The sequence below is a fragment of the Lysinibacillus sp. GJ-1 genome (assembly GCF_021166035.1).
Lineage (GTDB): Bacteria > Bacillota > Bacilli > Bacillales_A > Planococcaceae > Lysinibacillus > Lysinibacillus sphaericus.
Genome location: NZ_CP088912.1, coordinates 2,550,341 through 2,564,499, shown reverse-complemented (window position 1 = coordinate 2,564,499; position 14,159 = coordinate 2,550,341). Strand labels below are relative to the sequence as shown.

General features: G+C 35.0%; 15 protein-coding genes and 1 pseudogene. 14 read left to right on the top strand and 2 right to left on the bottom strand.

What is annotated here, in order from left to right; all coding sequences use genetic code 11:
• Window positions 1–80: 80 nt before the first annotated feature.
• The 8 genes and pseudogenes from LO754_RS12395 to LO754_RS12355 all read left to right on the top strand — a co-directional run bounded on the left by LO754_RS12395 (window position 81) and on the right by LO754_RS12355 (window position 7,253).
• Window positions 81–302, top strand: coding sequence for a hypothetical protein (locus LO754_RS12395; protein ID WP_024364074.1), 222 nt, complete (start codon window positions 81–83; stop codon window positions 300–302).
• A 116-nt stretch (window positions 303–418) separates the two neighbouring features.
• Window positions 419–598 carry a type II toxin-antitoxin system HicA family toxin gene (locus tag LO754_RS12390; protein ID WP_305981550.1) on the top strand — a complete coding sequence of 60 codons (180 nt, stop codon included), beginning with the start codon at window positions 419–421 and terminating at the stop codon, window positions 596–598.
• A gap of 41 nt (window positions 599–639) precedes the next feature.
• Complete coding sequence (locus tag LO754_RS12385; protein WP_231784441.1) at window positions 640–981, top strand: type II toxin-antitoxin system HicB family antitoxin; 342 nt, start codon at window positions 640–642, stop codon at window positions 979–981.
• 139 nt (window positions 982–1,120) lie between these two features.
• The gene (locus tag LO754_RS23630; protein ID WP_305068867.1) at window positions 1,121–2,143 is read left to right on the top strand and encodes an SPRY domain-containing protein; all 1,023 of its coding nucleotides are present in this window, start codon (window positions 1,121–1,123) and stop codon (window positions 2,141–2,143) included.
• Between the two features lie 498 nt (window positions 2,144–2,641).
• Window positions 2,642–3,157, top strand: a pseudogene (locus LO754_RS23775) (SDR family NAD(P)-dependent oxidoreductase); the annotation flags it as partial.
• A 287-nt stretch (window positions 3,158–3,444) separates the two neighbouring features.
• Window positions 3,445–3,891 (top strand): leucine-rich repeat domain-containing protein, encoded by a 447-nt coding sequence (locus LO754_RS12365; RefSeq protein WP_231784439.1) that lies wholly within the window; start codon window positions 3,445–3,447, stop codon window positions 3,889–3,891.
• A 93-nt stretch (window positions 3,892–3,984) separates the two neighbouring features.
• Complete coding sequence (locus LO754_RS12360; protein ID WP_231784438.1) at window positions 3,985–5,760, top strand: InlB B-repeat-containing protein; 1,776 nt, start codon at window positions 3,985–3,987, stop codon at window positions 5,758–5,760.
• Window positions 5,761–5,972: 212 nt separating this feature from the next.
• Window positions 5,973–7,253, top strand: a complete 1,281-nt coding sequence (locus LO754_RS12355) for an oligosaccharide repeat unit polymerase family protein (protein WP_231784437.1) — start codon at window positions 5,973–5,975, stop codon at window positions 7,251–7,253.
• A 117-nt stretch (window positions 7,254–7,370) separates the two neighbouring features.
• On the opposite strand, the gene LO754_RS12350 is transcribed toward LO754_RS12355, so the two are convergent.
• Both LO754_RS12350 and LO754_RS12345 read right to left on the bottom strand, forming a co-directional pair.
• Window positions 7,371–8,018, bottom strand: a complete 648-nt coding sequence (locus tag LO754_RS12350) for a FusB/FusC family EF-G-binding protein (RefSeq protein ID WP_025219626.1) — start codon at window positions 8,016–8,018, stop codon at window positions 7,371–7,373.
• 320 nt (window positions 8,019–8,338) lie between these two features.
• Entirely contained in the window at window positions 8,339–8,665 is a 327-nt protein-coding gene (locus LO754_RS12345; protein ID WP_255702668.1) for a DUF3147 family protein, read from the bottom strand.
• 461 nt (window positions 8,666–9,126) lie between these two features.
• Here LO754_RS12345 and LO754_RS12340 point away from each other — a divergent pair, with 461 nt between their 5' ends.
• From LO754_RS12340 to thrS, 6 genes are all read left to right on the top strand, one after another.
• Window positions 9,127–9,525 carry a MarR family winged helix-turn-helix transcriptional regulator gene (locus LO754_RS12340; RefSeq protein ID WP_024364082.1) on the top strand — a complete coding sequence of 133 codons (399 nt, stop codon included), beginning with the start codon at window positions 9,127–9,129 and terminating at the stop codon, window positions 9,523–9,525.
• Window positions 9,525–9,872, top strand: coding sequence for a DUF3147 family protein (locus LO754_RS12335; RefSeq protein ID WP_024364083.1), 348 nt, complete (start codon window positions 9,525–9,527; stop codon window positions 9,870–9,872). Before LO754_RS12340 ends, LO754_RS12335 begins: the two co-directional genes overlap by 1 nt.
• A gap of 15 nt (window positions 9,873–9,887) precedes the next feature.
• The gene (locus tag LO754_RS12330) at window positions 9,888–10,373 is read left to right on the top strand and encodes a GNAT family N-acetyltransferase (protein ID WP_108030275.1); all 486 of its coding nucleotides are present in this window, start codon (window positions 9,888–9,890) and stop codon (window positions 10,371–10,373) included.
• A 103-nt stretch (window positions 10,374–10,476) separates the two neighbouring features.
• Window positions 10,477–10,941, top strand: a complete 465-nt coding sequence (locus LO754_RS12325; protein ID WP_231784435.1) for a hypothetical protein — start codon at window positions 10,477–10,479, stop codon at window positions 10,939–10,941.
• Between the two features lie 184 nt (window positions 10,942–11,125).
• Window positions 11,126–11,635: a hypothetical protein gene (locus LO754_RS12320; protein ID WP_024364086.1), complete on the top strand. Its 510-nt coding sequence runs from the start codon at window positions 11,126–11,128 to the stop codon at window positions 11,633–11,635.
• Between the two features lie 494 nt (window positions 11,636–12,129).
• A complete protein-coding gene (gene thrS, locus LO754_RS12315) occupies window positions 12,130–14,052 on the top strand; it encodes a threonine--tRNA ligase (protein ID WP_231784434.1) in 1,923 nt (640 codons plus the stop codon).
• The last annotated feature ends 107 nt before the right edge of the window (window positions 14,053–14,159 follow it).

The following is a 14,159-nucleotide window of genomic DNA, read 5'->3' as shown; positions in this document are numbered from 1 at the left end:
GATGTGTGACTTCTTATCAAAATCCTATCACACAATTAATCCTTTCCAGTTTATGATTAGTGTAAAAGGCGGTGAAATATATGAGTGTAAAAAACAAAGTAAAATATCTTAATATAGTTACAGTAATTGGTATGTTATTATCAACATTCTTTTATATAAAGGCTGTTCTAAGAGATGGGTTTGAACAAGTTGGGTTTTTAACAACAACATTATATGCAGTAGCTATTGTAGTATCAATTATAAGTTTTGTAGTACATTGGAAAACTAAACAGTTCATTAAGAGAAATGAAGGTCATGCCTAAATAGGCTCTTTTTTATTATAAATATTTCCACTAAACACTTGTAAAACGGTACTATAATAGTGGGAGGTGAAACATGGCAAAGATAGAGAAAATCATCGATAAGATGAAAGTCCAACCTGGGCATAACCTTCGCAGAAATAAAAAAAGTCCTAGAACATAACGGATACAAGGTAGTAAGAGTTGCGGGCTCACATCACCAGTTCCGAAATGGACAAGGACTTCTAACAACCATCAAGCGTGAAAATCCAGTAGACATTCAAGCTGTGAAGGATGCACTCAACAGAATAGGGGAGTAAATTCTCCTTCTGTTTTCCCTTTCTATCTTAAGCCATATCACATGAAAAATCAAAAAGACTTAGATTATTATTTGTCGTTGCCTTATACATTTCAAGTGCGTAAAATAGAGTCAGGTTATTGGGCTAACATCAAAGAAATAGATGGATGTCACACGCCAGCGGACAGTATCGAAGAAGCCTATCGAGATTTAGAGAAAGTTTTACAAATGACTATTGAAACCAAACTAGAATTCGGCGATCCGATACCTGAGCCAGTTGACCAAGATTACAGCGGAAAGTTCAATGTGCGTGTTCCTAAATCATTGCACAAACAATTAGCATTGGATGCGGAAGCCGAGGGCGTATCGTTAAATCAGTATGTGGTGTATAAACTTTCAAGATAATAAATGAGAAGTCACGTTCATTTGAGCGTGGCTTTTTATTATACAATTAAATATATTAATGTAATTTTTGTAATAAAAAATAGTATGAAAGTTATAAATGAGTTGTTATAATTGAACTATATGGAATAGGAGGAAAAACATGAAAAACATAATTAAAGCATTTTTAGTACTTACAATTGTTTTACTGAGTTTTAATATCAATATTTTTAATAATATTGAAGCAAAAGCAGAAACAGTTGAACAACAAAAGATAACATTTGATCCAACCCAAGGCAACCTGTCTTTAACTAATGAGAATATGACTGTAAGTGGTGGTAATGGTATTCGTATTCTAAATTCGTTTAAACAGACTGGGAAGTGGTATGTTGAATTTAAGATGGAATTGTCGCATTCAAGAATTGGTCTTGCTCAAGAAGGGATAACTTTTGGTGTAGGTCATAGTACAAATAAAGATAATTTTTGGTTTTATAAAAACGGGACTATAGGAGGGGGAGCTCTTCCTGGTCGCAAATATAGTGATCCAATAAAAGACACTGATATAGTGGGCATGCTGTTAGATTTAGATGAAGGAAAAGTAGAATTTTCAATCAATGGTGTAAGTCAAGGAGTAGTTACGACAGAATTAAAGAGTCTTTTTACTAAGCAAATATATATTTATGCCGGAGGAGGATCTAGTTCTTCTAACACTAGTAGAGTAACAGCTTATGTTGATAGAGAAGAGTTAAATTACCTTCCTGAAGGATATTCACCATTATCAGAAAATGACAATAACACTGGAGGTGGAGAAGCAGGGGGTGGAGAACCAGGAAATGGCGACTCCGAAGGCGGTAGTACAAATAAGGTAAAGTTATTCTCAGGTAATAATGCACTATATAAATTGGATGAAAATGGAAATGTATTTGCTTGGGGAAATAACAGTTATGGCCAATTGGGCTTAGGTGATACAGAAAATAGATCGCTTTCAACTAAAGGGAAGGTTGCAATTTTTGAACCAGTTTCGGATTTAATTATTGGCGAACGTTTTGTAATCGCATTATGTAAAAGTGGCAATGTATATGCATGGGGAGATAACACAAGTAAATTATTTAGTGACAGTGGTGGTATTATTCCAATACCGATTCAATTTGATGAAGGCATAGGAGCAATCATCAAAGCTGAATAAATCATTTTTATTAAGCATCCTATTATTTTAATTAGGATGCTTTTATTATGATTTCTATTAACGATTTATAGAGGGAGGTGAGAAATTGAAACTATGATAACGAATCAAAACTTCGGCATATATATCATATTCGTTACTACAGGTTGAAAGGGTTCCATGGGATTTCTCCAATTGGTTTGTGAGGTATCAATACCAACCAGTTAGCAACAAATGAAATCCTATTTAGTGTTATTAGTAGACTTGCCAATAAAATTTCGGCGTTACCTATTAAATTATACAAAAATTATGATGTGATTCAAAATGATATTTTAGAAGTACTCATAAATGAGCCAAACAAAAATATGAGTAGCGTTGATTTATTAACTGCTTTAGAAGTAAGCAGAAATGAAACTAGTAATGGATAGCAAATTTTACGAGATATACGCATGCGACCAATTGAAATTGTTCCACTAGGTCCATCCTGTGTTACTGAATTTATTAACAAAGATGATGGTTTAGTCACGTACTCGACCTAAAAGTTTAGATAAGAAGGAGATGGCGTCAAACGTCAATGGCTTCCAATTGATTTGTCTAGCCAACAACAAATTCCAACTATAAAGGAAATGTTAAAAGGCATTTCTCAGATATTTCAACCTTAATCAATATCAACCTGACATCTACTATTACGTATATGCAAGCGCTTTTGCCAAACTTAAGACAAGCGGAGAATGGAAAAGTTATTTTAATTGGTTCGACGGCAGGGTTAGATCGTAACGAACAATGCGCAAGTATCACTCTAAATTCGATTTACGCGGTATTACAAATGTTTGACATGAACATTTGAGAGAAGATAAATTGTATAATTCCAGGGGAACTTGCTGCAGAAGTTCCTTGGAAAAAGCCATTCATTTATATGAAGGAACACGTATCCCTTTACAAGATATTGTATCAATAGTCCAATGTGTGATTAATTTATCACCCGTATTTTGTGTAAAGGAAATAAACATCCCTTCCATAACGGACTTAAATGCTTGAAGTGTTTAATGATTAAGATTGAAAGGTAAAGCCACCTCAAATTGTTCTCCTCTTAATAAATCAACACTCGTTTACCATACGAGTGTTATTTTTTTGTTTTAATTCCTGCATCATTTTGCATCTGAATAAATTTTTAATGTTAATGGATGAATTATTAACATTCCTCAATGTGCAACTGTAATCTAAAACTCTATTATTGAAAATAAAGGGGGGTATTTTATATAAAAAATTTATGAAATCGTTATATAGGCTATTTACTGAACGATGTAAAGGAGAATTAAAGAAAGATGCGTAAGAAGTTTTTATTCGTGGTACCTGTCACGTTATTTTTATTTGTATTACTTTTCAATGAGAATAAAGTTTTAGCAAATAATTTTACAGAAGATGGTTTTATTTATAATGATAATATAACGGGTATAGTACCAGAAATGTATTATCCAGGTGGGGTAACAATTTACGGAGATAATAATCCCAGTCGAAAAGATTTGGTCATTCCAGATACGCTTGGTGGTAAGCCTGTCACAAATATATGGTATGAATCATTTAATAATAAACAACTGACCTCCTTGATTCTGTCAAATAATGTAAAGTTAATAGGTTACAATGCATTTGATAATAATTTACTAACTTCAGTAGTACTCCCCAATCAGCTTGAATGGATTGGAGATTTTGCTTTTGCGAATAATAAGCTATCCAGTATAACAATACCTGATACTGTAAAAAGAATCTACTAGGGTGCATTTGTTAATAATGATTTACAGACAATAACGATTTTAAGTCGGAATACAATTGTATTACCAAATGCTATACCTAAACAAACGAAGATTTTGGGAACAATTCCATCAAAGGCAAAGGAGTATGCTGATCAAAATGGAAATCCATTTGAGCATTTAGGATTTACAATTACCTACGATGGAAATGGCCATACAAGTGGCAGTGTTGCAGCAGATTATATAGATAAGACAACACAATCATTTACTGTGAAAAAACAGGAATCATTAAAGAAAGATGGTTACGTTTTTACGGGATGGAATACAGAGCGGGATGGTAGCGGCACTGATTATCATGTAGATGAAGTAAAAACAATGACAGGAGATTTAACACTTTATGCTATTTGGTTGCCACAGCAACATGTAACGTTTAACACGGATGGAGGGAGTATAATTCCACCTCAATTCGTGAACGATCAAACATTAGTGGTGGAACCACCTGCTCCAACAAAACAAGGGCATACATTTGAGGGTTGGTATAAAGAGGCAGCACTAACAAACAAGTGGGATTTTATGAATGATGTAGTAAGCAGTCCAATTACTTTGTATGCGAAGTGGAAAGTCGTTCAACATGAAGTGACGTTTAATACAGGTGGAGGAAGTGCAATGCCATCACAACTAGTTGATGACAACACAGTACTGATAGGGACATCTGTTCCAACGAAACAAGGTTATATATTTGCTGGTTGGTATAAAGAGGCAGCACTTATCAACCAATGGGATTTGACAAATGATGTAGTAACGAGTGCAACAACATTATTTGCCAAATGGAAAGTCGTACAATATGAAGTGACGTTTAATACGAATGGGGGCAGTGGAATCCCTTCACAGATGGTCGATATTAACATGAAGATAAATGAACCCACTATCCCAATAAAACAAGGTTATACATTTGGTGGATGGTATAAAGAAGCAACATTGACAAATGGGTGGGATTTTAAGAAAGATACGATAACAGGTAAGACAACGCTTTTTGCAAAGTGGTTTGTTAATAGTTCTCCAGATAGTAGTAATAATAGTAGTGATTCATCACCGCAAAATGTTACAGTATATTTTGAAACAAATGGCGGGAGCGTATTAGGTCACTTGTCTGTAGCGTATGACACAAAGATAGCAACGTTACCGATTCCTAAAAAGGAAGGTTATACGTTTGGCGGCTGGTATAAAGAAGCTGCTTTAATCAATGAGTGGGATTTGACAAAAGACCGTGTGACGAAAGAGACCAAGTTGTATGCGAAATGGATTGCAAACATAGCGCCAAAGCCTACCCCAGAACCAAGTCCGGAACAAACAACACCTGAACCTGACTTACCAAAAGTGTCCTTTCATGATATTGCGGGCCATTGGGCAAAAGAAATGATAGAAGAAATAGCTAGTCAAGGGATTATAACAGGGTATCCAGACGGTTCGTTTCGTCCGAACGAATTCATTCAACGACAGCATGTAGCATTGTTATTTTACCGTGCTTTTGAGTTCGAGCCGACACGCAATGCGCTTACATTTTCGGATGTAACTGCAAACCATCCATACTATGAAGCCATTACGACATTACAACAAGCAGGAATAGTCGATGGTTCACAGGGGAAATTTAATCCTAATGCTTTAATGACGCGTGCACAGTTGGCAAAAGTCGTGACGCTTGCGCTAAAGATAGAATTAGGAGGCTCTAGCACATTCCAAGATGTTCCTCCAACGCACTGGAGCTATGCGTATATCGCTGCATTAGCAGAACTTGAAATTGTAATTGGCGATAACGGTAAATTTAAGCCAGATGAACCCGTTACGCGAGCACAGTTTGTAGCCATTCTATACAGAGCATTGAATCTTCGTTAGAATCTATTAAACTCATCGACTAATGAAATAAATGAAACTCGTATTTTGATTAAAGTTTTATCAAAATACGAGTTTTCGCTTTACTTGTAATAATAGGTTAGAGTTTAAATATAAAATGGAAGATATATATATAATTTACAATAAATGTGTTATACTTATTTTGTTTTACAAAAAAAAAAAGGGGGAAATAACATCTATTTGGTGTGATATGTATGAGCGAATTGAAAAAGGTTTTTGGGAAATTAAATAAAATCGATATGTTTTCACCGTATTTCTTTTTGCCATTTATTTTACTGCTATATTTTTTTATTAGCTTATTTGATTGGCATAAATTTGAACAATTCGGTATTCATGTATCTATTTGGCCGGCTGTAATTTTAGCCGTTATTTGTTACTACATAGGTGTATTTTTAATCGATAAACTAGAGTGGACAATTCCATCGTTCGGTCTGTCGTTTTTAGGAAAGTATGTAATTCATTTTATCGTGGCCTTAACAGTGCTTGGGTTAGGCTCTTATTTCTTGATGATTTATAATGGTAACTTGGGGATAACGGACGAAGCCAATCGCCGAAACTTAGATCCAAAGTTAAACTTCTTTAGCCAATTATTATGGTTTGGGGTTTTATTGCTGTTATCTTATAAAATGATAATGGAAAAAACGATGACATGGAAGAAAGCAATAGTATACGGTCTGATTTTTGCTGTTGTAATGTTTCTATTTTTATTAATGGCCTATCGTACGCCGCTTATTATTATGTTATTTACAGGCATCATTATTTTCCATTATGTTGTGAAAAGAGTGAAGCTAACATGGTTTTTAACAGCATTATTCGTAATTGGTATCGGATTTTCGTTGTTTGGCTTTATACGTGTGATGACAGAGGATACGACAAAGGCATTCAATGATCGTACGCAACCCGATGTAGAATTAACTGCGGAGGAAGAAAAAAACCTATTAACGGCTGAACAAAAAGTAAACTTAACACCGAAATGGGTGCGTGCATTAAATGCTGAAGCTGTCACAAGTCATATCGTGTTAAGTACTATTATCGAATACACAAAAGAAGAAGATTACTTAAAAGGTCAAATCCATAAAGGCATTTTTAGTACAATTTTACCTGGCGAGCAAATCTCACCACGTATGAAAGTTACCGAGGTCGTTAATTCAATTACGGTCGAAAGAGGTATATTGGTCACACGTGAACAGCGAACAACAACGCCAACTTTTATTGGTCAATTGTTTTTAGACGGAGGTTATTTATTAGTAGCAATTGGCTTCCTATTGTATGGCGTATTAATTTCTCTAATTTATAATAAAGTAAAACAAAATGGCATACGTAGTTTCCATACTGTCGCTTACGCATTCACAATTACTGTGTTTACAGTATCCATGCACACCGGTTTACTGGATTTAATCTTTGTTCTGATGCTTGGGTTCGTTATTATTGCATCATCTATTTTGCCATCTTATAGGCAAAAGCTGAATAATTAAATAAATAAAACTATCCGCTAAAGTTAATGGTAATAACTTTTTCAGGATAGTTTTTTTATGCATGTTTCGCTTAATACAAAAATGGCCTTCTCCAAAGCGGAGAAGGCTTATTAATAATCAAGTAATGCGCTCAAAAAATGTAATGGTCTTATCCATATCTGTCACATGTTGATTACACGAATCGCTGTCTGCACAAATGTAATTGCTGTGATTTGTATAAGTGCCGACGATATTTCCTTTAATGGATGTAGTAAATAGTCCAATTTCAGCGTGACGATTACAGATTGCGCATATACCACGAATTGTATGATGGGCGAAAGTGCCTTTGATTGCCTTTAATTTATCGTCTTGCTCTATAATGACATATTTTCGATTGGTACCATAATCATCCCAAGCGAAATAGCAAATTTGTTGAAAATCCATTTGTTCAAGATTCGGCAATTTTAGCTTCTTTTCTTTTTTAAACAGGCTTTTGATTGTGCTTGCCGTAATTGGTTTAAATGGGATAACATACGATTTTAAATCATTTAAATAGGCTTCACCTGTTCCACGTTCTGTTACAGATAAAATAGGCTCAATGAGTTGCGCTTGCGCAGGCGTCATGACAACTTTTTCAGTAATTTCTGTTTGTACAAGACCACGCACAGTCAGAATGACGTTTTTATCTTGTGTAGTAGCAAGTGTTTGTAAAATTTTATTCATTTGTTGCTCAAGTAAATGATAGTTAGCCACCGTTAAAAACGGCTGAATTGCTTGTTCTTCCATGTGAATTCACTCCTGTAAATTAGGCTTTTTTATTTTATATAAAGAGATCATCCATTTGTGGGGTTTACCTAGACCTCTTCGACCTGATAATTAATGGGTCTAGAGCAGGCATTACAAAAGAATGCGACCATTTCGATTCCTCCTTGTAAAGCAAACTATAAATATTTTAACATTAAAAGGGAACGAAATAAAGAAAGAGCGGTGGGGGAAGAAATAACATGCTATGTAAGGGGAGATAAACTTGTGCATTCAAGTTTTTACAACAAGAAGGCAAAAAAAATTTGGCTCATATAAAAAGAGCTACATTTAGGTAGCCCAACTTATGTCAGCAATGACATAATAAATTTTCCACATAGCATAAATATTGCATAGACAAGTAAAGCGCTTAGTACGGCAATGCTTGGCTTATACCAGTTTGTTAATAGGAAAGCGAGCACAGTGAAAAGTAACATGCCTACTGCACCAAAGACCGTATTTTGTAAAACATTGTGAAAGGTGTCAGCTTTCATATGCTTCATTTGCATACCCATGTTAATAAGCGTAAGAATTGGCAACGCCGTAATAATGCCCGATAAAAATAAATACTTAGATTGGCTTAAAAGTAAGGCTAAAACCATAATAGTTCCACCAACAATAAAATAAATCAAATATAGCAATTGTAACCCTCAGTTTCTTATTCTCTTCAAGATTAGTAGTGTAATAATACTGCACATAACTCCTGCTTACAAGGTCCTCCGAATGTAAGTAGCAAAAAGTTAGCAAAAATAGATGTTGATTTGAAATTAATAGCGAAATTCTGTAGTAGGATGGTAGCAAATGCAAGAGTGTATACCATAATATAGGTTTGATGCAGATTAAAAACAGTCCATCCAAACACGAATATGGCGAGGGTTCGTATTGTCAGCGCAGTAATGAAAAGATCAGTAGTAAACAGAAAAAGACAATGATTTAATGGGAGAGGAAAGGGTTGTGTTAAATTCTAATCCTGTGCAAAATATGTGAACAATTGCAAGTATTAAAAATTTCATTTCTTTAATAGAAATCTCTTTTAATATATCGTTATATACGATATAATCGTGAGTGACGATATATTAAAGGAGTAAAAAGTATGATACAAGATATAAACTATTATTTTACAAATATTTTCTATCATCTCCATACAACACATGAAGATAATATTTCCCATCAAAGTGTGCGTATTTTACAGATGATTCAAAAGGAAGATGAAGTGACGGTTCGAGATATTGCAAAATTATTAAATATCTCGCAAAATACTGCTTCAGAGCATGTAAAAAAGCTAGAACGACATGGCTGGGTTGAGAAGATTCGAGCAGCCAATGATCAACGTAAAGTGAAGCTTTTTCTTACAGCGGATGGATTACAGATTGTAAAGAAAAATACGGAATTAGATGATAACAAACTAAAGCAGGCGCTACTTCTTTTATCAGAAAAAGAACAACAAAGTGTTTTAGAAGCATTTCAGCTATTAAGCGAGGTGTCGAAATGATTTATACAGTTGTAAAAATTATATGTTCTGCTGCGATTATTGCAGTTGTTACAGAAGTTGCTAGAAGATTTCCTACATATGGTGGTATGATAGCCGCACTGCCACTTGTCAGTATTTTAAGTATTATTTGGCTAACCGTTCAAAGTGAACCAAATGAGCATATACAGCGATTTACGGTTGGTGTGATAGTTGGACTTCCTGCAACAATGGTTATGCTATTTGTTATGTATTTGGCAATGAAATCGTCTATTCATATTGTTTTTGCTATAGGGCTAGGAGTAATGTCATGGGTAATATGTTTAGGTATTCAAAAAGCCATCGCTGGTGTATTTCATATTTCAATATAAAGTAGGTAGATTATTATGCCAATCATCCATCGTTCACAAGTTTCAAAAAAGGATGTTCAAGCGTTTTTTCAAACACATTGGGGAAGTACGGAAATGGTTATTTCCAGTGGTATTTATGATTGTAGTACATTAGAAGGTTTTGTATTTGTAAATGACAATCAAACAATAGTAGGTCTAATAACCTATGAAATTCGGGGAGCTGAATGTGAAATTATTTCCCTTGATAGTATGGAAGAAGGGAAAGGAATCGGCTCATGCCTTGTAAAAGCCGTGGAAGAACAAGCACGTCAGCATCACTGTACTGTTGTTTCACTCATCACTACGAATGATAATTTACATGCACTAAAATTTTATCAAAAACGAGGCTATTCTCTCGTAGAAGTTCTACCAAATGCGGTAGAGCGAGCAAGAGCATTGAAACCGGAGATTCCTTTGATTGGCCATGACGGTATCCCCATTCGCGATGAAATACGGTTGCAAAAAACATCTGTCTCCATATAAGGCAGATGTTTTTTTATAGTTCACGAATGTATTAGTAAAAATTCTGTTCCGCTACGGTATTTGTCGTTTATACTAATGGTGAAGCTTGAAAGTGAGGAATCTAATGAAAAAAATAATATTTATCCTATTTTTTAGTGTGTTAGTAGTGGGAGCGGCTTTTATCATCTATTTGAAAAGCAATCCACCACTTGTTGTCAATGGTTATACAAACGCTGATGGAAATCCGTCTATTCGATTAATAGAAATTGAGAATAAAGGGCTAAGAGAGCTACAACTACAATCGATACTTGTCGATGAAAAGTTGCCAGACAATGCCAAGCTAGTCATTAGTAAATCAGAACCGTTTGAAGTTGGCGCAAAAATTGAGAACAATCCTAATATGACATTTCATAAACTAACACAAGTGAGTATTTTTCCTAGTCAATACATAGATCGTCAGGCAATTGGTAAACAACCGCAACATTACGCATTACAAGTACATGCTACAGCAATTCAAAAGATTACGATTCAATACAAATATTTAAACATACCATTTACATTAACGGCAGAGCTTCAATCAAATGCCTAACAAAGAACGGTGACATATCGAAATCGGCATCTTTCAATGGGTTCATCCAATTATTTTTTTCTCAAATTTTGTCATATCTATTAGGCGCTTGTCTTTTCATAAGATTGTTTGATGAAAAAAACCTGTTATTCCTAAATTGTGGTAATCTAATCGTAATAGTTATTGGAATGATAGGAGGGGTCTAATGGGTTTAGTCATTGTTGGCATCATAGCTGTTATTAGTATTTTAGTGTCCATCTTCATAATTGTTCGGAAACAGTCCAAAGGTGATATAAGGCTACAAGTGGAAGCGATATGTGAAGGAAAAAATGAATTAGATCAAGCAATAATGAGAATCTACTTTACATTTTCGATTGGTAAACTAGCTAGCAGAAGTAAAGAAATTATCGGTAGTATTGATTGGTCAGAAGGCTGGATGCCTGTTAGCTACAATTTGAAAGAACATGGCAGCTATCGAGAAGAACGTATCCTTACTTTGACAGAAGATAAGTACACTACTTTTGAAATAGATGCGACAAATGCGATAGATGACCAAGGGAGCGGTGAGGGTTACGTCGTTTTAGTGTTAGAGAAACCGACACAGACCATGCTATCAAGAGCTGGTGTGATGTTAGTCATAACAGCTAACTTAGTATCCTATCAATTATCAGATTCTATTAGTTGGCATAATGAAGTAATTGTGAACCATATTTAAATTAGAAAAGCTATTCGTAAGGATTAAAACTTATGAGTAGCTTTTTTGTTTAACAAAGTGGGTAATGACAAGGCGATAAAAAATTTTTTCAAAAAAATGTATGCGTTTTACATGTTGGTACGCTCATATTTCAGGGATTTTGAGAATGGAAAAAAATTTTTTTCAATTATTGACAACTTTTGAGATGTCCGATATAGTGAATACCAATTTCATGAAACCATGAAAACAGCTATGATAAGGACGAGAGTTTTGATGAACGATTTACAGAGAGGGGAGCCTAGGCTGAAAACTTCCTAATGCAGCGTCAATTCTTACTACCTTTGAGCAGTGCTAGGAAACTTGCACCGTTATTTGCAACGTTACTGCAAAGACAATGAGCCGCTAGTGCATCTAGTGGGAATTTGGGTGGAACCACGGGTAAATGACACATACTCGTCCCTATTTTAGGGACGAATATGTGTTTTTTTTAATTTTTCAGTAAAGGAGAAAAGATCATGTCAAATCAAGTTATCAATATTCAGTTTCCAGATGGAAAGCAACAAGTATTTACAAAAGGTGTTACACTAACCGACATTGCACAAGCGATTAGTCCAGCACTGCGCAAAAAAGCAATTGTAGGAAGTGTCAACGGAACCATTACTGATTTGACGCGCCCTATTTTGGCAGATGCCCAAATCAACCTATTTGATGCTAGCACACACGAAGGAATTGAGGTTATTCGTCATTCCACAGCTCATTTAGTAGCACAAGCGATTAAACGCTTATATCCAGAAGCCCAATTTGGCGTAGGACCAGTAATCGAAAACGGTTTTTATTATGATATTGAATTATCACATTCTCTTGTGCCAAAGGATTTACAAAAAATAGAAAAAATGATGCATCGTATTGTGCAAGAAAACATTCAAATACAACGAAAAGAACTAACACGTGAAGAGGCAATCCGGTTGTTTCAACATGATAAACTGAAATTAGCATTACTAGCTGATATTCCAGAAGATGATTTCATAACGCTTTATGAGCAAGGTGATTTTTATGATTTATGTCGTGGCCCGCATGTATCCTCAACAGGTAAATTACAGCACTTTCAATTAATGCATGTATCAGGGGCATACTGGCGCGGCGATAGCCAAAATCAAATGCTTCAGCGAATTTATGGTGTTGCATTTGCTACAAAAGAAGAATTAAATGATTATTTTATCTTTTTACAAGAAGCAGATAAACGCAATCATCGTACATTAGGAAAAGAACTCGAATTATTCATGTTTTCAGAAGAAGCGCCAGGTATGCCTTTTTACCTAGCTAATGGCCAAATACTTCGAAATGAATTAGAATCTTTTTTACGCAAATTACAAACAAAATATGATTATCAAGAGGTTCGTACACCATTTATGCTGAACCAGCGTTTATGGGAACAATCAGGACATTGGGAGCACTATAAAGAGAATATGTACTTTACACAAGTAGATGCCCAAAGCTTTGCGTTGAAACCTATGAACTGTCCAGGACATATGCTGATATTTAAAAATGCAAGACACTCATACAGAGATTTACCGATTCGTATGGCGGAATTTGGACAAGTGCATCGACATGAGTTTAGCGGAGCATTAAATGGACTGCTACGAGTTCGAACTTTTTGCCAAGATGATGCCCATATTTTTGCCACACCACAACAAATAGAAGATGAAATCAATTTAGCGCTGCGAATCATCGATCATATGTATCAAGTATTTGGTTTCCAATACGAAATTGAATTGTCGACGCGTCCTGCTGATTTTATGGGGCATATTCAGCTCTGGGATGAAGCGGAATCGGCATTGGAAAATGTCCTGAAAAATGCGGGTTATTCATATAAAATAAATGAAGGAGACGGAGCGTTTTACGGCTCTAAAATTGATATTCATATAAAGGATGCTATTAAACGAAGTCATCAATGTGCAACGATTCAACTGGATTTCCAACTGCCTGAGAAATTCGATTTAACATATTTAAACGAACAAAACGAAAAAGTAAGACCTGTTGTAATTCATCGCGCTGTTTTCGGTTCGATTGACCGCTTTTTAGGTATTTTAATTGAACATTTTGGTGGAGCCTTTCCGACGTGGTTAGCACCACAACAAGTTATTGTGATAGGGGTGGCTAAGATACACCAAAAATATGTTCAGCAAGTAGTACAAGCACTTGAAAAAGAACATATACGGGTGCGTGAAGATAACCGCCAAGAAAAGTTAGGGAAAAAAATCAGAGAAGCTCAATTGAAAAAAATACCGTATATTCTCGTATTGGGCGATCATGAATGCAACAATCAAAGTGTAACAGTGCGGAACTATGGTCAACAAGTGTTGAATGAAAAACCATTACAGCAATTTATTGAAGAAATTAAGCTCGAAATTAGCGAAAAAGCGTTGCCTGATAATTAAATGCAATAAAATAAAAGCCTGATAAGATGTTCAATCAGGCTTTTATTATTTTTAATAAAATGATTTAGTATGCACATGTATTAAAGTAAGAATTTTCGTATAGATAC

Bases quoted from the DNA above. Each gene is read 5' to 3' on its own strand.
- LO754_RS12395 (WP_024364074.1), top strand. From the start codon at position 81: ATGAGTGTAAAAAACAAAGTAAAATATCTTAATATAGTTACAGTAATT.
- LO754_RS12385 (WP_231784441.1), top strand. From the start codon at position 640: ATGAAAAATCAAAAAGACTTAGATTATTATTTGTCGTTGCCTTATACA.
- LO754_RS23630 (WP_305068867.1), top strand. From the start codon at position 1,121: ATGAAAAACATAATTAAAGCATTTTTAGTACTTACAATTGTTTTACTG.
- LO754_RS12365 (WP_231784439.1), top strand. From the start codon at position 3,445: ATGCGTAAGAAGTTTTTATTCGTGGTACCTGTCACGTTATTTTTATTT.
- LO754_RS12355 (WP_231784437.1), top strand. From the start codon at position 5,973: ATGAGCGAATTGAAAAAGGTTTTTGGGAAATTAAATAAAATCGATATG.
- LO754_RS12350 (WP_025219626.1), bottom strand. From the start codon at position 8,018: ATGGAAGAACAAGCAATTCAGCCGTTTTTAACGGTGGCTAACTATCAT.
- LO754_RS12340 (WP_024364082.1), top strand. From the start codon at position 9,127: ATGATACAAGATATAAACTATTATTTTACAAATATTTTCTATCATCTC.
- LO754_RS12330 (WP_108030275.1), top strand. From the start codon at position 9,888: ATGCCAATCATCCATCGTTCACAAGTTTCAAAAAAGGATGTTCAAGCG.
- LO754_RS12325 (WP_231784435.1), top strand. From the start codon at position 10,477: ATGAAAAAAATAATATTTATCCTATTTTTTAGTGTGTTAGTAGTGGGA.
- LO754_RS12320 (WP_024364086.1), top strand. From the start codon at position 11,126: ATGGGTTTAGTCATTGTTGGCATCATAGCTGTTATTAGTATTTTAGTG.
- thrS (WP_231784434.1), top strand. From the start codon at position 12,130: ATGTCAAATCAAGTTATCAATATTCAGTTTCCAGATGGAAAGCAACAA.